19 protein-coding genes are annotated in these 18,828 nt (G+C 35.5%); 12 read left to right on the top strand and 7 right to left on the bottom strand.

All coding sequences use genetic code 11. The features are described from left to right. Positions 1-268: 268 nt before the first annotated feature. From ACFSO7_RS10480 to ACFSO7_RS10460, 5 genes are all read left to right on the top strand, one after another. Complete coding sequence (locus ACFSO7_RS10480) at positions 269-613, top strand: metal-sensitive transcriptional regulator (RefSeq protein WP_377877244.1); 345 nt, start codon at positions 269-271, stop codon at positions 611-613. A 40-nt stretch (positions 614-653) separates the two neighbouring features. Beyond that, positions 654-860, top strand: a complete 207-nt coding sequence (gene copZ / locus ACFSO7_RS10475; RefSeq protein ID WP_377877243.1) for a copper chaperone CopZ — start codon at positions 654-656, stop codon at positions 858-860. Positions 861-1,018: 158 nt separating this feature from the next. After that, entirely contained in the window at positions 1,019-3,433 is a 2,415-nt protein-coding gene (locus ACFSO7_RS10470; RefSeq protein WP_377877242.1) for a heavy metal translocating P-type ATPase, read from the top strand. A gap of 12 nt (positions 3,434-3,445) precedes the next feature. Continuing rightward, entirely contained in the window at positions 3,446-4,330 is an 885-nt protein-coding gene (locus ACFSO7_RS10465) for a hypothetical protein (protein WP_377877241.1), read from the top strand. A gap of 105 nt (positions 4,331-4,435) precedes the next feature. Beyond that, positions 4,436-5,077: a nitrite/sulfite reductase domain-containing protein gene (locus ACFSO7_RS10460; RefSeq protein ID WP_377877240.1), complete on the top strand. Its 642-nt coding sequence runs from the start codon at positions 4,436-4,438 to the stop codon at positions 5,075-5,077. Between the two features lie 98 nt (positions 5,078-5,175). Here ACFSO7_RS10460 and ACFSO7_RS10455 read toward each other — a convergent pair whose 3' ends face one another. Continuing rightward, the gene (locus ACFSO7_RS10455) at positions 5,176-5,655 is read right to left on the bottom strand and encodes a PCYCGC motif-containing (lipo)protein (protein ID WP_377877239.1); all 480 of its coding nucleotides are present in this window, start codon (positions 5,653-5,655) and stop codon (positions 5,176-5,178) included. 205 nt (positions 5,656-5,860) lie between these two features. Then, entirely contained in the window at positions 5,861-7,441 is a 1,581-nt protein-coding gene (locus ACFSO7_RS10450; RefSeq protein ID WP_377877238.1) for a multicopper oxidase family protein, read from the bottom strand. A 281-nt stretch (positions 7,442-7,722) separates the two neighbouring features. On the opposite strand from ACFSO7_RS10450, the gene ACFSO7_RS10445 reads away from it, so the two are divergent. Continuing rightward, complete coding sequence (locus tag ACFSO7_RS10445) at positions 7,723-8,805, top strand: YncE family protein (protein ID WP_377877237.1); 1,083 nt, start codon at positions 7,723-7,725, stop codon at positions 8,803-8,805. A 240-nt stretch (positions 8,806-9,045) separates the two neighbouring features. Then, positions 9,046-9,783 carry an urease accessory protein UreH domain-containing protein gene (locus tag ACFSO7_RS10440; RefSeq protein ID WP_377877236.1) on the top strand — a complete coding sequence of 246 codons (738 nt, stop codon included), beginning with the start codon at positions 9,046-9,048 and terminating at the stop codon, positions 9,781-9,783. A 20-nt stretch (positions 9,784-9,803) separates the two neighbouring features. Here ACFSO7_RS10440 and ACFSO7_RS10435 read toward each other — a convergent pair whose 3' ends face one another. The 3 genes from ACFSO7_RS10435 to ACFSO7_RS10425 are packed head-to-tail and all read right to left on the bottom strand — an operon-like array spanning position 9,804 to position 12,433. Further along, positions 9,804-10,379 carry a TVP38/TMEM64 family protein gene (locus ACFSO7_RS10435; protein ID WP_377877235.1) on the bottom strand — a complete coding sequence of 192 codons (576 nt, stop codon included), beginning with the start codon at positions 10,377-10,379 and terminating at the stop codon, positions 9,804-9,806. A gap of 3 nt (positions 10,380-10,382) precedes the next feature. Further along, positions 10,383-11,060 carry a response regulator transcription factor gene (locus ACFSO7_RS10430; protein ID WP_377877234.1) on the bottom strand — a complete coding sequence of 226 codons (678 nt, stop codon included), beginning with the start codon at positions 11,058-11,060 and terminating at the stop codon, positions 10,383-10,385. A 2-nt stretch (positions 11,061-11,062) separates the two neighbouring features. Next, a complete protein-coding gene (locus ACFSO7_RS10425; protein ID WP_377877233.1) occupies positions 11,063-12,433 on the bottom strand; it encodes a sensor histidine kinase in 1,371 nt (456 codons plus the stop codon). A 342-nt stretch (positions 12,434-12,775) separates the two neighbouring features. Between ACFSO7_RS10425 and ACFSO7_RS10420 the strand changes: the two genes are divergently transcribed. From ACFSO7_RS10420 to ACFSO7_RS10400, 5 genes are all read left to right on the top strand, one after another. Further along, entirely contained in the window at positions 12,776-13,552 is a 777-nt protein-coding gene (locus ACFSO7_RS10420; protein WP_377877232.1) for an amino acid ABC transporter substrate-binding protein, read from the top strand. Positions 13,553-13,617: 65 nt separating this feature from the next. Next, the gene (locus ACFSO7_RS10415; protein WP_377877231.1) at positions 13,618-14,277 is read left to right on the top strand and encodes an amino acid ABC transporter permease; all 660 of its coding nucleotides are present in this window, start codon (positions 13,618-13,620) and stop codon (positions 14,275-14,277) included. Between the two features lie 14 nt (positions 14,278-14,291). After that, complete coding sequence (locus ACFSO7_RS10410; RefSeq protein WP_377877230.1) at positions 14,292-15,050, top strand: amino acid ABC transporter ATP-binding protein; 759 nt, start codon at positions 14,292-14,294, stop codon at positions 15,048-15,050. A gap of 254 nt (positions 15,051-15,304) precedes the next feature. Next, a complete protein-coding gene (locus ACFSO7_RS10405; protein WP_377877229.1) occupies positions 15,305-16,621 on the top strand; it encodes an MFS transporter in 1,317 nt (438 codons plus the stop codon). Between the two features lie 17 nt (positions 16,622-16,638). Then, entirely contained in the window at positions 16,639-17,238 is a 600-nt protein-coding gene (locus ACFSO7_RS10400) for a short chain dehydrogenase (RefSeq protein ID WP_377877228.1), read from the top strand. Positions 17,239-17,341: 103 nt separating this feature from the next. Here ACFSO7_RS10400 and ACFSO7_RS10395 read toward each other — a convergent pair whose 3' ends face one another. Next, a complete protein-coding gene (locus tag ACFSO7_RS10395) occupies positions 17,342-17,986 on the bottom strand; it encodes a response regulator (protein WP_377877227.1) in 645 nt (214 codons plus the stop codon). Position 17,987: 1 nt separating this feature from the next. Next, entirely contained in the window at positions 17,988-18,779 is a 792-nt protein-coding gene (locus ACFSO7_RS10390; RefSeq protein ID WP_377877226.1) for a sensor histidine kinase, read from the bottom strand. Positions 18,780-18,828: the final 49 nt, after the last annotated feature.

The raw sequence follows: 18,828 nt of genomic DNA, 5'->3' as shown, positions 1-18,828 counted from the left end.
ATAGGACTATCCATAAAGCATGACAAAACGTCGTTTTCTCTTTTCTCTTATCTGCTCCCAATTTAGCATATTTTGAACCTCCTAAATCAAGTACTCAATTTTGTTCATACTATTATAAATTTCTTTTGCTCATGTCTCATTTTCAAAAATGCATGAAGTATTAATTCAATCTCTTTCTTTTTTATAGAAAATAATAAAAAAAGTTTAATTTAGTACTTTACATACTGTACGGGGGTATAATATAATAAAAACCAAGGAGGGAATGAAAATGGTAAATGAATTTGAAAATGATCCACTCCACATCGAAGAAGATTGTTGCACCGTTTCTAGCGATCGCAAAAGCCATCACTCCGATAAAGTAAAGAAAAATTTAGTTACTCGTTTAAATCGGATTGAAGGACAAATACGCGGAATTAAAGGATTAATTGAAAAGGACACGTATTGTGACGATGTCATTACCCAAATATCAGCGACCCAATCTGCATTAAATAGTGTGGCAAAGGTTTTGTTAGAAGGTCACTTGAAAAGCTGTGTTGCTGATAGAATTCAAGAAGGCGATATGGAAGTTCTAGATGAGGTTCTTGTAACCATTCAACGATTAATGAAAAAATAAGGCTATTTTAAAACAGCCAAAATAAAAGGAGACGATAATCATGGAAAAAGTAACATTAAATGTAGCTGGTATGTCTTGTGGACATTGCGTAAAGTCAGTTGAAGGTAGCGTTGGTGAGTTAAGAGGAGTTTCTAGTGTTAAGGTTCATCTTGAAAATGGAACAGTGGATGTAGAATACAATTCAGCTGAAGTAACTTTAGATGCGATTAAAGAAACAATTGATGATCAAGGATATGATGTTAACTAAACAAAACTCGACGTCCTGTCGTATTGTCGACACTAGTACATCATGTACATTGGGGCTAGGACGCTTGCGCTAGATTACGCAAAAAGAGACCGTGCTAGAAAATAGCACGCTCTCTTTTTCAAAAAAATATACCCTATATAGGTATAAGGAGAATGGATATGAGTGAAAAAATCCAAGAAAGCCAATTTCAAATAACAGGAATGACATGTGCAGCATGTGCAATCCGAATTGAAAAAGGATTAAAGAAAATGGATGGCGTAGAGGAGGCAAACGTCAATCTCGCCCTAGAGAAGGCTACAATTAAATTCGACTCAAGCTCGATGGGACCTGCCGATATTCAGAAAAAAATCAGAGACTTAGGTTACGATGTAGTTACAGAAAAAGCTGAGTTCGATATTACAGGAATGACATGCGCCGCATGTGCTACAAGAATTGAAAAAGGGCTTAACAAAATGGATGGGGTTATGAACGCTAACGTGAATCTTGCCCTAGAAAAGGCATCTGTGGAATATAATCCATCCTTGCTTTCACCGAAAGAAATGATCCAAAAGGTTGAAAAATTAGGATATGGAGCAAGTGTAAAAAGTGATGAAAGCGAAAAAGAAACGGTAGATAAACGATTGAAGGAAATTGAGACACAGCAAGGGAAGTTTATTTTCTCTCTTATATTATCGCTTCCGCTTTTATGGGCGATGGTTGGTCATTTTAGTTTCACTTCTTTCCTATATGTACCAGATGCATTCATGAATCCTTGGGTTCAAATGGCTTTAGCGACTCCTGTTCAATTTTATATCGGCAAACATTTTTTTGTAGGAGCCTATAAAGCACTTAGAAATGGCAGTGCCAATATGGATGTACTCGTATCACTTGGTACATCAGCCGCTTATTTTTACAGCTTGTATTTATCCATCGACTGGCTCAAAAATGGAACCCATATCGAAGGACTTTATTTTGAAACAAGTGCTATTTTAATTACATTGATTATTCTTGGAAAGTTATTCGAAGCAAAAGCAAAAGGAAGATCGTCTGAAGCTATTAAGAAATTAATGGGCTTACAGGCTAAAACGGCAATGGTTCTACGAGATGGAGTAGAAATGGAAATCCCGTTAGAAGATGTTGTGACTGGTGATATTATTTTCGTCAAACCAGGTGAGAAAATTCCTGTTGACGGCGAGATTCTAGAAGGACGTTCTGCCCTTGATGAATCGATGATTACTGGAGAAAGCGTTCCAGTAGATAAAACGGTTGGCGATAAAGTCATCGGCGCAACCATTAATAAAAATGGCTTCATCAAAATCAAAGCAACAAAGGTTGGAAAAGATACAGCATTAGCGCAAATTATTAAAGTAGTAGAAGAAGCACAAGGCTCTAAAGCACCAATCCAACGATTAGCCGATTCGATTTCGGGGATATTTGTGCCTATCGTAGTAGGGATAGCTATTTTGACATTCCTAGCATGGTTCATTTGGGTTGATCCAGGAAACTTCGCAGAAGCCCTTGAAAAATTAATTGCAGTTCTCGTTATTGCATGTCCATGTGCATTAGGTTTAGCCACTCCGACTTCGATTATGGCTGGATCTGGCCGTGCAGCAGAGTTCGGTATTTTATTTAAAGGTGGCGAACACCTTGAAATGACTCATCGCATTAATACCGTTATTCTTGATAAAACAGGAACGATTACTAATGGTGCCCCTGTGTTAACGGATATCATCACTGATTATAAGCACTTAGAATTTTTAACCCTTGTCGGTTCTGCCGAAAAACAATCTGAACATCCACTTGCTCAAGCGATTGTTGAAGGGATTAAAGAAAAAAGTATCTCTCTTAAAGAAGTAGGCGAATTTGAGGCAATACCTGGATATGGTATCAAAGCAATAATTGACGGTAGAGAAGTCCTTATTGGAACACGTCGCTTAATGAAAAAATTCAATATTGAGATTGAGAATGTGTTAGAACAAATGGAATCTCTTGAAAAGCAAGGGAAAACAGCGATGCTAGTAGCAATTGACGGTAAGTATGCAGGTATAGTAGCGGTTGCAGATACGATTAAAGAAACATCCCCTGCCGCAATAAAGCGTTTGAGAGAAATGGGTCTAGAAGTCATCATGATTACTGGTGATAACAAACAAACTGCCGAGGCGATTGCGAAACAAGCTGGAGTAAATCATGTGATTGCGGAAGTTCTTCCAGAAGGTAAAGCTGATGAGGTGAAAAAGCTACAACAACAAGGTAAGAAAGTAGCTATGGTTGGAGACGGAATTAATGATGCCCCAGCATTAGCGATCGCAGATATCGGAATGGCGATTGGAACTGGGACGGATGTAGCCATGGAAGCAGCGGATATAACATTAATTCGCGGCGACTTAAACAGCATTGCCGATGCGATTTTTATGAGTAAGAAAACGATTCGTAATATTAGACAAAATTTATTCTGGGCGTTTGGTTATAATACGCTTGGAATTCCGATTGCAGCAATAGGATTTTTAGCACCGTGGCTTGCAGGAGCTGCAATGGCATTTAGTTCTGTGTCAGTAGTCTTAAACGCATTACGTCTACAAAGAGTCAAATTATAGAGGAGAATTTTTATGAAAAAATGGGCGCTATCAGCAGTTGTTTATCTGCTCATTGTTGTTGGAGGATATTATGCGTACTATTCCTTCACTGGAAATGAGCCAGAAGCGGAACATACAGCCGTTAACGAAGAACATGCCACAGAAACCAATCATTCAGAAGTGAAGGAAGAACACAGTCAAGATGAAAGCCATTCAGAAAGTAGTGAAGAAGAAGGGCATTCAGAAGGTCATTCTGATCATGAATCAACAAGCGTTGGTGAAAGTGAAGTATTGCCAATGATCCATGAGGAAAATGGCGATTTGGTTATTACATTAAAAGATGCACAAGGTAAGCCAGTTTCGGAAATAGAGGTTAACCATGAAAAATTGATGCATCTAATTGTCGTTAGCTCGGACTTGAAAGTATACAATCATTTGCATCCCGTTACTGAAAAACCAGGGGTTTTTAAAACTCCACACACGTTAAAAGATGGAGAGTACAAAATATTTGTTGATATTAAGCCGAAGAATCTAAGTTATAAAGTGCAACCGATTACGTTTATTAAAGGTAATCCAAGCGAGGGACATGAACATAGCAACTTAGAGGCGGATACAAGTCTTGTTAAACTTTCCGGTGGACATAGCGCAACCTTACAGCCATCTTCTTTAGTGGCAAATGAGGAAATTCAGTTGAATTTTGATTTGAATGGCGAACATCCAGAACAGCATCTCGGAGCACTTGGTCATGTTGTTATTCTAGATGAAAATGCTGAAAATTATATACATGTCCATCCGTTAGATGGGGATAAGCCAGTATTTGAAACGAAATTCACACAACCAGGAAAATATAAAATCTGGGCAGAGTTCAAATTTAATGGAGAAGTAAATGTGTTTCCATATGTTGTAGAAATTAAATAATGATTAATCAACGGAGCCTTAATAATAGGTTCCGTTTTTAATAGATGGATAGCACATTACAGTAAAGTTGATATTTAATGACTGGAAATTTGCGAGGTGCGAAAAATGGATTCGGAAAATAAAATTAAACTAGCTGTGAATGGTGGAATAGACTTTGGTTCGAAATTAACAGCCCAACAATTATTAACCATAGCAAGATATATGGAAGAAAGTGACCAATTAGAGCTTACAACTTTCCAGCAACTTTATATTGAAATACCTGAAGATAAAGCAGAGGAAGTTCAAACTGAGTTTCAACTAGTTGGATTGCATTGTTATCCTGTGGGGAACTTTGTGAAAAGCCTACGGACATGTAATTTTTGTAAAGGCCGAGAAGAGGAAGGTATGCCAACTGCAATAGAATTAAACAAGAGAATCGCCGGTACACCCGTCCCGTTTACAGTAAAAGCTGCATATACAGGATGCCCTATTGGTTGTGGTGAACCATTAATAAATGATATAGGAATTATGAAAATAAGAGATAAATATAACCTATATATTGGTGGAAAATCAAAAGGAGCAGACGCAAAGATAGGTAGTTTGTTAAGTGAAAACCTGGATGAAAGTCAATTATATGAGAACGTTGAAGGATTTCTTGAAGTATATCGTAGATACGGTAAGAAGAGAGAAGCGGTTCATAAATTTGTAAACAGAATGGGTATGGATAAAATAAGGGAATTAATGTGGCAAGATGGATTGGGGTTATAATAAGGTACCTGTCAATAAAGAGTAAGTTATAAAAAATAACCCAAAACAAACACAAAGCAGTGAACGCATTTTCGGTTCACTGCTTGTACGTTTATGACCTACCCCTCCGGATATGGTGTTGGGGTTGATGGTGTTCCTATTCCCTCATATTTCTTGTCTATCATTTCTCGAATATCTTTTAACGGTGTTCCCTTTTCAAACTCTGATTTAGCCTCACGGGCTATGTCTACACAAACCCCTCAGGAAAAGCCCATTGTATCAAGAGTTACAGTGGTACCTTCTACATGATCGACAAAGCAATGCGTGTTGCTAGTATGTCCATCTTCTTCATAACATCCACAATAACACGGCATATAATTTAACACTTCAGGGTGTGCTGTAGCAAACTGATAGGCTTCCAAAACTTTTGGACTATCTGTAAGAGAAGTGACGACTGACCAATCATCACTACCTTTTTCATAGGTTAATACAGGTACTTTTTGATCTTGATGTTTACTTGAATTATCTTCATCGGATGAAGATGAACAACCTGTAACTAAAGTGAAGACCGTTAGTACGGGAAATATATATTTCTTCATCTTATTCTCCTTACTTTATTATTAAGTTATAACAGTATATCTCCAGTAGAATAACCAAATTTGAATGAAGATTCAATGGTTCATCAGTAATTGGTTGTGTATTATCCACTTTGTTCGAAATTTTGTCACATTCATTCGTGAGGACACCCATGTCGACTTTTTGATAAAGGTTAAAATGGCAGTTTTATTTTTACTTGATTATTGATTACTCTGGTTTATTGTCTGCACTTGGATCTGGTGTGAAGTTTGGTTTGAATCCTTCATATTTAACCATAGTCACCATCCCTGCTGATGCATGGTGTAGGTCATGGCAGTGGAACATCCAGTTTCCAGGATTATCAGCTTTAAAAGCGACAATGTATTCATCCCCTGGCTGTAGATTGATTGTATCTTTAATAATTGGAGACCCCGCTATGGGTTTACCATTTTTTCTCAATACTTGGAAGAAGTGCCCGTGTAAGTGCATTGGGTGATCATCCATTGGTGAGTTATTAACTAGCTTTACTTTTACTAAATCCCCTTTTTTTACATTAATATTATCGGTGTTTGGGAAGATCTTATCATTGATGGAAAAAACCATATTATTTCCTTCCATAGCTGTATTCAAATCCATTGTGTATTCTAGGTTATACTCCTGTTTTAATGTAAATTCGCCGTTTTTTTGACCTCCATAATTGCTGTAAGTGAATACTGGTAAATTTTTACTTAAGTCAGACTGGTCTTTATTTTCATTTTCTCCCTCATATTGAATGATCGTTTTCATTCCATTAGTGCCTTCCATATTCCCATGGCATTCAAGATACCAATCTCCAGGATTATTAGCAGTAAATTCAATGTCATATCGTTCGCCCGGAGCAATTGTAATTAATTGATCTTTGATTTCCTGCGGTTTGTTTAATTCCTGCCCATCTATAGCAACCACCTTAAACTTATGTCCGTGAAGATGAATTTTGTGAGATAAATACCCGATATTTGCTAATCGAATTCGAACGGTTTCTCCTTTCTTTATTTTTAAAGGTTTAATAGCATCTCCATTTTTTCCATTCATTGTAAAAATATCGTAATCATTCATACTGTGTCCCATAGTCATGTTATTATCTTTGTCCTCTGAATTTTCACTTGAGTGCCTGCCATTCATGTTACTATGATTCATACCACCCATCCCTGAATCTGATACTTCAGGCTTACTTATCCATTCATCTAACATAATAGTATAATCTCTGTCATAGTTTTTTGCTTTCGGCTCGACAATAAACGAACCGTATAAACCTTTATCAAGCTGTTTTACACCATCCTGGTGGGTATGGTACATATAAGTTCCTGGAACGGTTGCAATGAATTGATATGTAAAAGATTCGCCAGGCTGAACGGCATTTTGAGTAACACCAGGTATCCCATCCATTTCATTCGTTAAAGGAATTCCGTGCCAGTGAATGGTAACAGGGTCAGGAAGTTCATTTTTTAAATTAATTTTGACCTTTTCTCCTTCTTTTACACGGATTTGCGATCCTGGAACAGAACCGTTAAAAGTCCAAGCATCTACAGCCACATTACTATTTAATTGGTGAGAAGCTTCTTTAGCAACAAGCATAAATTCGTTTCCTGTCAATATTTCAGTACTTGTAGTTTCTAATCCATCTAATTTGCTTTCCTTTCTATTTTCATCAGTTTTATCTTGATTCATATTCTCATGATCCATATTTTTCATGTTCCCACTTTGATTGGAGGAGCATGCAGCAAGTATGAGAATTGTAAAAGCAATCAATGTAATAAATTTAAACCTCATCTGAAAACACCCCTATAATTTATTCAAATTGATCTTACTTAATAAATTTGCAGAAATTATGGATTTATCTAAGAAATATAAATTTAAGAAAAAATATTTTAATTTTATATGATGAAATTTCAAACAAATTATTTATTTTAAGAGATAGATTTGCAGTTTTTATGGATTTTCACAAAACTTTACGAAGTTATCTTTCTTTTTTTACAAAGTGAAATACATCACACCTCCAGTAATTTGGTGCCAATAAAATTACGATAGATTTAAAAGGGAGGAAATAGACAATGGAAAAAATAAAATTGGGGATATTTATTTTATTGATTCTAATAGGGGGAATTCTTGGTGGATGTAGTTCCAAATCAGAAGAAAAAGAGAATGAAGTAGACGGGGCTCCAAAGGAAGAAGCTGATACTGATCAGTCTAGTTTGGAGAATATAAAATACCTTTTTACAGCAAATGAAGGAGGCAGTATCACCAAAATCAATGCATCCACCAATGAAGTAGTAGATACCATTAAAGTGGATGGTGCAGTTCACAATGTACAAGTTTCCCCTGATGGTAAAACTCTCGGTGCTACAGTTGTTCCAGAAATGGGGCATGGATCACATGATGAAGACTCAATGGAAATGAAAGGGAAAGCATTGTTCTTCGATACTGCCACAAATGATCTATTAAAATCTATTGAAGTTGGCAATCATCCTGCTCATATTGTCTTTACGGAAAATGGGAAATATGCAGTAGTTACAAATAATGAAGATAATGACCTTTCGATCATTGATACAGAAAGCTTTACCTTGGTTGAAACAGTTGAGACAGGAAAAGGGCCACATGGATTTAGAATTTCTACGGATAGTCAAAAAGCTTATATTGCTAATATGGGAGAAGATACAATCAGTGTCATAAATCTTGAGGAAATGAAAGAAGAAAAGAAGATTAAATTAGGTTCAACTCCAGTTACAACAGGGATTACTTCTGATGGTAAAACACTATTGGTTACTTTATATGCTGAAAATATGCTTGCAATTGTTGATTTAGCAACCGATCATGTAAAAAAAGTAGAGGTAGGTAAAGGTCCAGCTCAAGTATACGTGGATGGAAATAATCAATTTGCATATGTGGCTAATCAAGGAACCGAAGATGAACCTTCTACTTCAGTTTCTGTAATTGATTTGGGATCCATGAAGGTAAAAACATCGATTGAAACAGGAAAAGGCGCTCATGGAGTAGTAACAAGCCCAGACAGTAAACGGCTTTATGTAACAAATATGTTTGAAAATACGGTAACAGTAATTAATACTGAACAAAACAAAGTCATTGATAAAATTGATGTCGGGGAAATTCCGAATGGTATAAGCATTATGAAATAAAGTTTGGATACATTTATATTTTCTATAAAAAATATTAACATGAATTTCGATTCAATAGCCGTTACTAAAAGGGTAACGGCCTGTTGGTATGGGGGAAGTAGTAGTTTCTTAGCTAAACCTTTATAACTATGCACAAAATTTCGATATCTATGATTTAATCTAATTAAATATAGTTTTGAATAATAGAATGTTAGAAAATAAAATTAAAAAACTAGATTTAATAAGGAGAAGAAGGAATAGATGTATGAGTACCTTAACCAAATCAGTAATATTCTAACGCAGCCCATTTTAAATATTGCAAGAAGTATGGAGGGGCTCCCCATTCTATTTGCTTTCCTACTTGGAATTGTTGGTGCATTAGCCCCGTGTCAGTTTACAGGAAATCTAGGAGCGGTTACTGTTTACGGAAATAAGTCTATTCAAAAACAGATTGCGTGGGCAGAAATACTATTTTTCATATCAGGAAAAATAGTTGTATTTTCTTTGTTTGGTTTCATTATGTGGATGTTAGGAAGCGAGGTTAAATCCAGCTTTATCATCTATTTTCCATGGTTTAGAAAAATAGTAGGACCTATATTAGTGGTGGTTGGGCTTTTCATGATGGGTATTATCAAAATCAATATTTCACTTTCTCTAGGTTCCATACTTGATAGATTGAAGAAAAGTGGGAAATTGGGTGCATTTCTTATGGGAGTTAGTTTCACCCTTGGATTCTGTCCTACAATGTTTATTTTGTTTTTCGTTACCCTTATGCCAATGTCTTTATCTGTCTCATATGGGGCTGTTCTTCCTAGTGTCTTTGCAATAGGAACATCGTTGCCATTACTATTGGCTATTTTTATCATTTGGTATTTTGGTTTAAGCGGAAAATTAATGAAAAAGAGCGGTAGAATGATAGGCGCGATTGTTCAAAGAGTCGCAGGTGTGATCATGCTCATTCTAGGTATTCTTGATACAATCACTTATTGGGGAATGTAATAAGACCACTAGCTATTTAGCTAACGGTCTTTATTTTTTGTGACAACCCTTTTCCAAAGTAAAAGGAAAAGAAAAAATAGAAAGATTAGGGTAACTATTCCAAGTTGCCCTTCGGGTTTTAATTCAATGACAATGGAAATGGAGTACGCCTCAATAATTAAAGCTGGAATTTTTCCTAAAGTACTGGCAATGCTAAAGGAGAGAATCCCAATTTTACTTATGGCTGCTGTAAGTGAAACAGCACCAGAAGGCACAAACGGTAATAACCTAAGTAAAATGACAAATAAAAAAGCTGTTATTCCACTTGTTTTTTTTAGCTTTAGCAGGGACCTATTGTTAAACTTAAAAAATTTCGGTCGGGATGAAAGTTTATGAAACCCTTTTCGATAAAGATAAAAACTAACAATGGCACCTGTTGCTTCACCTATAATCAAAATAAACAAGCCAATTTTTAGCCCCATAATTCCTACTGTGCCAACTGTAATAAAAGTACTGGGAAGTATTCCTGAAATAGCAATTACGACATTAAGAGCTATACTTATGATGGCTACCAAAACCGGCTTATCAGCGAACCTTTCTAGCAATAGATTTTCCACAAACTATTCCTTTCCTGTCCACTTATAACCTACTCCCCAGACGGTAAGTAAGTGATTATCAGCTCGAAAACCAGCCTTTCGAAGCTTTTCTCGTAAGTTTCGGACATGAGAGTCAATGGTCCGGTCTTCAGTGGAAACATCATATCCCCAAATGGACGTAATTAAATGCTCTCTCGTAAAAACTTTATTTTGGTTAGTTAGAAATAAACTAATCATCCCAAATTCTTTAGGTGTTAATGGGATAACGGTACCGTTATGTAGAAGTTGGTATGAATCTTGATCCAGTATCAGGTTTTCAAACGAAATTTTTCCTGTCTCATTTTTATGTCTGCGTAAGACTGCTTCAATTCTTGCAGTTAATTCCTCCTCATCAAAAGGTTTAGAAATATAGTCATCAGCACCAAGTTTTAAACCTTTTACAATATCTGTTTTCTCACTTATGGCTGTCAGCATAATAATAGGAGTATTCCAATATTTTCTGATTTCCTGACATACCTCCCATCCGTCCATCTCAGGCATCATGATATCTAATAAGACACAATCGACCGAATGTGACTCCAAATATTTTATCGCAGCCCTTGCAGATTCTTTCTTAATGCAGTTATAACCAAGTGGAGACAAATATAAAGCTAATAAATCTAGCATCATTCGTTCATCATCTATTAATAAAATAGATTTCATAGTTACTTTGCTCCTTTAAAAATGATTTCAAACTCAGTGCCAATATTTTCGTTACTTTTCACCTGAATCTCTGCTCCATGAGCGTGTACGAGCTCTTTAACAATAGCTAGTCCAAGTCCTTTTCCTCCAAGGGATCTCGTTCGAGATTTATCAACACGATAAAAGCGCTGAAATATATATGGAATATCCTTTTTGGGAATGCCTTTTCCATTATCTTGAACAGAAATATGAGTGAAATCCTTGTTTTTCCATACTCTCAATTGGATTAGTGCCTCTTTTTGTGAGTACTTCAATGCGTTATCCAATAAGTTGATCATGATTTGTTCGAGTCTCAATGGATCGGCCATTATCATTGTATTGGGTTGGCAAAATATTTCAATCTTCATTTGTTTCTCTTGAAACGCTGGTGAAAGCTTATGTTCAATATTCGATAAAAATTGATTCAAATCGATAAGCTCTTTTTGAATCAAAAAAGAATTTTGATCTATTTTTGCTAGCTCAAATAATTCCTTAATTAAATCGGATAATCGATTGGATTCTTCTACTATGATTTTCAAATATGTTTGTCTTTCCTCATTGGAAAGATTTCGTTTATTTACAATATCTGCGTACCCTTTTATATAGGTCAATGGAGTTCTAAGTTCATGGGAGATACTAGCCAAAAATTCACTCCGCTCTTCTTTTAAATAATTGAGATCAGTTGCCAACAATTCAATCGATCTAGCTAAATCACCTAACTCATCTTCAGTCGTTTTAGGTAAGGAAATGGAGAAATTTCCTTTGCTAATTTGAGAGGTTGCTTCTTTCATTTTAATAAGAGGCTTAGTAATTCCTTTCGATAAAAAGAAAATAATGATTATTGTAAGACAAATGGAAATCCAGCCTGCTAATATAAAGTGTTCATTTAAACGGTGAATTAAGGAATGAATAGATGTTGTATCTTGAAACATGTAAACAAACCCAACAATTTTTTCTTCTGTTTGAATAGGACTGACCGTTATAATATAAGGTTCTTTATCCCAATTTCCTTCAACAATTTTACCCTTTCTAGGGATAGTGGAAGATTGTGACTTTGGATATTTTCTTAAAATATTGCTCAAACCAGAAGCGGCTAGTACTTTTCGGGTTTCATTTGTAATCACGACATCCGTATTCGATTCAGACTCCATTAAAACAACGTGATGAATTGTTTCCTCATCAAACTGTTTTTCAAGAATGGCCCTATGAGAATTTCCTCTTGTTCGAAGTGCATTAAGCTCTTCTTCAACTCTAGAATCTGCAATCCCCTCATGTAAAAAGAAAAACATGAACGTCATTAAACCAAAAATAATTAAAAAAAATAAAATCCCAAGTTTAATCGAAAGCTTCTTCAATTTGTTCACCTATTTTCAATTGAGTAGTTCTATTCTACTTTAAAAGTATGAAGAAATTGTGCAAATAAGGAAATTTATTGACGAAGTCTTGTGGATTCACAATCGATCCCTCTAGCTTTTTTTACTTTTAATTAATCTTATTTGATAGCTTTTTAAGTTTTCTTTCCTTTTAAAAAAAATCAACCAATCCTTTAGTCTGCTAATACACTAAAATATTTTGTTGACAATCTATATTAATTTATGATAGTTTTACTTTATTATATTTTATCGCACTAATATATTAGCGAACTAAAGTGAAGTGTAAATTACAATTTTAAAAAATTATAAAGGTGGTTATTAAAAATGAAACGTATTGCGGCAATAATTTTAGCTTTAGTATCAATATTTTCAATTCTCACTGCATGTTCTAAAGCAGATTCGAAAGAACAAGCTAAAACTTTGGTGATTGGGATAGACGATAAATTTGCACCTATGGGTTTCCGGGATGAGAGCAACGAAATTGTTGGTTTCGATATCGATTATGCTAAAGCAGCTGCGAAAAAAATGGGTGTTAAGTTTGAATTTCAACCAATTGACTGGCAAACAAAAGAGTCTGAACTAAGCAGTGGTAGAATTGATTTAATTTGGAATGGATATACCATTACAGACGAACGTAAAGAAAAAGTTCTTTTTACAAAACCTTATTTGAAAAATGCACAAGTTGTAGTTACGTTGGCTGATTCAAATATTTCAAAATTAGCTGATTTAGAAGGAAAAGTTGTTGGACTTCAATCACTTTCTTCAGCTGCAGATGCCTTGAACGCTAATCCAATTAAATCTAAAGTCAAAGAGGTTACTGAATTTACCGATAATGTATTAGCGTTAAGCGATTTAAAAAACAGTCGTTTGGATGCGGTCATAATAGATGAAGTTGTCATTGACTATTATATGACGAAAGAGAAAGATACCTTTAAGATACTCGATGAGTCTCTTGCTCCTGAAGAATATGGTGTAGGAGTAAAGAAAGGGAACGAGGAATTGCTTGAAAAGCTTCAAAAAGCATTAGATGAGATGAATGAGGACGGAACGGCTGCTGAAATTTCGAAAAAGTGGTTTGGTGAGGATATCGTATTAAAGTAATGGTGAATATATAAGTCAAAACAGGATTTCCGTAAGGAACCTGTTTTGTTTTTGGAGGACTTCTTATGACAATTGACTATATGATTGGAATACTTAAACCGATGCTAGAAGGCGCACAAATGACGGTTCTTTTGTTTTTGATTGCTATTGTGGCGTCGATTCCACTGGGCTTTGTTTTAACAATAGGAGTAAACAGTAGTTTCAAACCTTTGTCTATAGTTGCCCAAGGTTATATTTACTTGATGCGTGGTACACCGCTCTTATTGCAGCTCTTATTTATTTGCTTCGGATTACCGATGCTACCTGTGATCGGGGAATATTTGGTTTTAGACCGTTTTGTCGCAGCATGTTTGGGTTTCGTTTTAAACTATGCCGCTTATTTTGCAGAAATTTTCCGCGGCGGTCTTTTGGCAATTGATAAAGGTCAATACGAAGCTTCCAAAGTGCTTAGTTTAACTAAGTGGCAAACGACTACCCGAGTGATTCTGCCTCAAATGTTTCGAATTGCCCTTCCTGCTGTTGCTAATGAATCTGTGACTTTAGTTAAGGATACTGCATTACTTTATGCAGTTGCAGTTCCAGAATTATTGCACTATGCCCAAACGGCAGTCAATCGTGACTTTACCATTATGCCATTTTTTATCGCAGGTCTCATTTATTTACTCATGACGCTTCTTTTAACCATACTTTTTAAGTGGTTTGAACGCCGTTTTAAATTTGAATAGAAGGAGTGTTGAATATGTCGATTATTGAAGTTTCCAATTTGAAAAAATCTTTCGGAAAATTGGATGTGCTAAAACAAATTACTTTTAAGGTTAATAAAAACGATGTTGTTGCCATCATTGGACCTTCGGGCTCAGGGAAAAGTACGATGCTCCGCAGCCTAGTTCATCTTGAAGAAATTGACGGAGGAAGTATATGTATATCTGGAGATTATTTGGTTCGAGATGGTATTTATTTAAAACAAAAGGAAATCAAACGGATTACATCAAAAATGGGAATGGTTTTTCAGCAATTTAACTTATTTCCACACCTCACAGTTAAAGAAAACCTTGAGCTTGCACCTAGAATGGTAAAGAAAGAATTAAATGTAGATATAGAAAGGCAGAGCACAGAGCTACTAGGAAAAATTGGGCTCTCCGATTGGGCAAATGCTTATCCGACAACTCTTTCTGGTGGTCAAAAACAAAGAGTGGCCATTGCCAGGGCGCTTATGATGAACCCTGAAATTTTGTTGTTTGATGAGCCGACCTCCGCCTTGGACCCTGAATTAACGGGGGAGGTACTGCAAGTTATGAAGCAACTTGCTGAAGAAAATATGACAATGATTGTCGTGACACATGAGATGGAATTTGCGAGAGAAGTGGCAAACCGAGCTATTTTTATGGATAATGGGGAAATAGTTGAAACAGGTCATCCAGAAGATCTTTTTACAAACCCCCAATTTGACCGAACTAGAAACTTTCTAAAACGCAGCATGACAAAGCTTGCCCTATAAATGACCACCTACTTTTTGTAGGTGGTCATTTAAGATTTTTTTAAGAAATAGTTAATATCTATTGAATATCTATTTTATTACAATAGAAAAATACCCCACTAGTAGTGGCAGATAGGAAAACAGATAAAAATTTAATCAATCTAAAAAAATTCATTATAAAAATGGTGAATTTTTAATAACTTACTTTACATACTATATGGGGGTATGGTATAAATAAATCATCGAAAGAAAATGATTAGAAATGAGGCGATTAAATGAACACAGCGGCAGTAAGTAAAAATAGTCCGGAAATGGCGATACATATGGCCTTAGCATTATTTTTAACAGGAATATTCATGGGAGCGTTGGATCATGGAATTGTTGGACCAGCATTTAGTTCCATCAATAAAGCCTTTGGTATAGAAGCTTCATGGGGGGTATGGAGTTTCACCATCTACACTTTATTTTTTTCAGTCAGTATTCCATTAATGGGAAAAATGTCTGACCGTTTCGGTAGAAAGAAGATCTTTATGATCGGAATTACATTATTTAGTTTAGGATCTCTTTTATCTGCTTTTGCTCCAAGTTTCATCCTATTTTTAATAGGAAGAGTTGTTCAGGCTGTAGGTACAGGAGGTATATTTCCAATTACTGCAGCTTTCATTGCAATGAGTTTTCCAGATCAGACACGTGCCAAAATGTTAGGGCTAATAGGAGTTGTTTTCGGACTGGGTACTATTTTAGGTCCGATTGCTGGAGGACTAATTATTGGAAATTTTGATTGGCGATGGATATTTTTAATCAATGTCCCAATTTCCATTATTGTTTTAGTTTTCATGTCACCTATTAAGATTCAACAACAAATTGTCAAGAAACCAATCGATTATTACGGCATAATCATGCTGATTGCCATCATTTTTATGATTATGTTAGGAATTACATTAAAGAATGTTTGGTTAATGCTTATAGGAGTTGTCTTAGTTCCATTTTTTGCAAAACTTGAAAAACGTACGGTCGATCCAATTTTAAATATCGATTATTTTAAGAATTTCAACACATTAATTGTATTAATATTATCCCTGCTTTCGGGCTTTATTATGGCAAGTACTATCAATCTGTTACCTTCATTTATTGAAAATCATTTTTCACTAAATAAGAGCTATTCCGCTTTAAGTGTGACACCATTAGCTGCCGCCTCAATGGTTGCCTCAATGGTTGGCGGATATTTAGTTACAAAAATTGGTGCAAAAAAGGCAATTGCAATTGGATTCTCTCTAACATTAGCCAGCGCATTACTCATCGCTTTTGCACCAAACTTTACATTGTTTATCATCGCGGTAACGATAATCGGTTTTGGAATTGGAATTATTATCGGATCACCTTTAAATGTCGTGATGATTCAAAACGTAAAACCAACTGAAACAGGTTCAGCAATTGGGTATTTAAGTTTAGCAAGATCCATGGGCTCTACAATGGGACCAACAGTCGCAGGTATTCTCATCGCGTTAAGTTCGAATGGATATGTTCATATCAATATACTAATAGCCATTCTTTCTTTAATAAGTGTGTTAGTGATTTTAAATAAAAAATAGATTTAGGAGGAGTTAAAATGAGAGTTCTTTTAATAGGTGCAACAGGAACGATTGGAAGTGCGGTGCGAAAAGAATTGGCATCAAATCATGAAGTGATTACAGCGGGACGAAACGAGGCAGATGTCTATGTTGATATCACTTCACAAGAAAGCATTAAAAACATGTATCAATCAGTGGGTAAAGTGGATGCTGTTATAAGTACAACAGGGAAAACTTACTTTGGCTCACTCCAGGAACTAACTCCTGAAAATAATGAAATTTCGATAGAAAGTAAATTAAAGGGTCAAATGAATCTTGTCTTACTTGGATTAAATCATGTAAATGATCAAGGCAACTTTACCTTAACAACAGGGATCATCATGGATGACCCAATTGTGGGCGGGGTGTCATCGGCGATGGTAGGTGGGGCGATTAGGGCTTTCGTTCAGTCCGCGGCAATTGAAATGCCCCGAGGGATACGAATTAATAATGTAAGCCCAAATGTCATAGAGGAATCACTAGATAAATATGGTCCATATTTTCCTGGATTTGAGCCTGTTCCTGCTAGAAGGGTGGCGAAAGCTTTCCGAAAAAGTGTTGAAGGTGGCCAAACAGGGCAAACGTATACGGTGTATTGAGAGAAAAGAATAATTAACGCTTGTTAAAGACGTTTTTTAAAAGGAAAAGGCATCTGTTTACAGTTGCCTTTTCCTTTTAAAGGTCATAATTTTTAAAAATTAACTAAGCCTTAAAGTATTTAATTGCATAAGAAGCTAGTTGAACACGGTTTTCAAGCTTTAGTTTCTCTAATAAATTTTTTATATGATTTTTAACCGTATTTTCCGAAATGAACAATTGATCGGCAATTTGTTTATTCGTAATCCCTTCCGTAATTAACAAAAGAATTTCTTTCTCTCTAGGCGTTAATGATTTTATGATTGGAGAATTTTGCATATCCTTCTCCCGAAATTGATAGAGTAACTTTCCAGCCATTTCACGAGCTGTTTCAACAGAACCTTCGACAACAGAGTGCAGATATTGAAGCCAATCATCTGGATCCATATTTTTTAGAAGATATCCTTGAGCCCCGTATTGAATCGCAGTGAACAAATCAGCAACATTATCAGAAACACTCAACATAATGATTTTAATAAAAGGGTATTTTTCTTTAATTACTTTTGTAGCCTCTAAGCCATTCATCATTGGCATTTCAATATCCATAAGAATGATATCTGGTAAATGAAGCCGACTGAGCTCAATGGCTTCTTGTCCATTCTTTGCTTGACCGACAATGATAAAATGAGGATCATCCGCTAGCATTTCTAGAATAGCTTCTCTTGCATGAGGATGATCATCTGTAATTAATACTCGAAAGGGATTGCTCATCTTATTTTATTCCTCTCAACATAATTATTGTTCCGACATTCAATTCTGACTTGATTTCCATTTCCGCATTTAATCTTTCCGCTCTCTCTTTTAGCATAGCGACCCCATATTGATTAGAACGAATATCAGTTAAAACAAACCCTTTCCCGTGATCATGAATATTCATTTCCCAATCTTTATCATGCGTAAGTATTTTAAAATATACATCCTTTGTTTCAGAGTGTTTTCTAATATTATTAAATGCTTCTTGAATAATCCCAAAAAGCTGAATCTCTTCTGAAGGCATAAAATATGCTTCTTTCAAAAGTATGTCAATCTCGACATCTATTCCAGAGACGGTACTCCAGTCTTCGAGCCAGTTTTTTATTCTATTTGAGAAAGAAGCTTGTTCTTCTGGGCTTATCCTTAAGTTGAAAATGGCTTGTCGTAAATGGGTGTCAATTGAATTAACAAGAGCACCTGCTTCTTCCACTTTTCCTTTTTTTAAATGTACTTTTAGTAAAAAAAGAGTTTGTGCGATGCTATCATGTAATTCTTTTGCTAATCTTTCTCTTTCCTCGTAAATGGCCCGCATTTCACGTTCCTTTGTTATCCATTGATTTTTCTTATCGATTGTTCTGAACATCCATGTCGCAAAAGCGTAGGAAATAATGAATGTTAATATCGTAATAAAAAAGTTTCCAGCATCCATAGAAAGATTATGAAGTAAAACACTGTGACGGAAAAACTCAAACCCACCTATTAATATAGTTGGAATGAGTATGGTGAATATCTTCAATTTACGGTACGACATCGTGTTATTCCCCTTTATTCAATGTATCTGTGAAGCTTCTTTAGAATAT

Source organism: Bacillus sp. CGMCC 1.16607, assembly GCF_042683745.1.
Taxonomy (GTDB): Bacteria; Bacillota; Bacilli; order Bacillales; family Cytobacillaceae; genus Pseudoneobacillus.
This window is presented reverse-complemented; position numbering and strand designations above follow the sequence as displayed.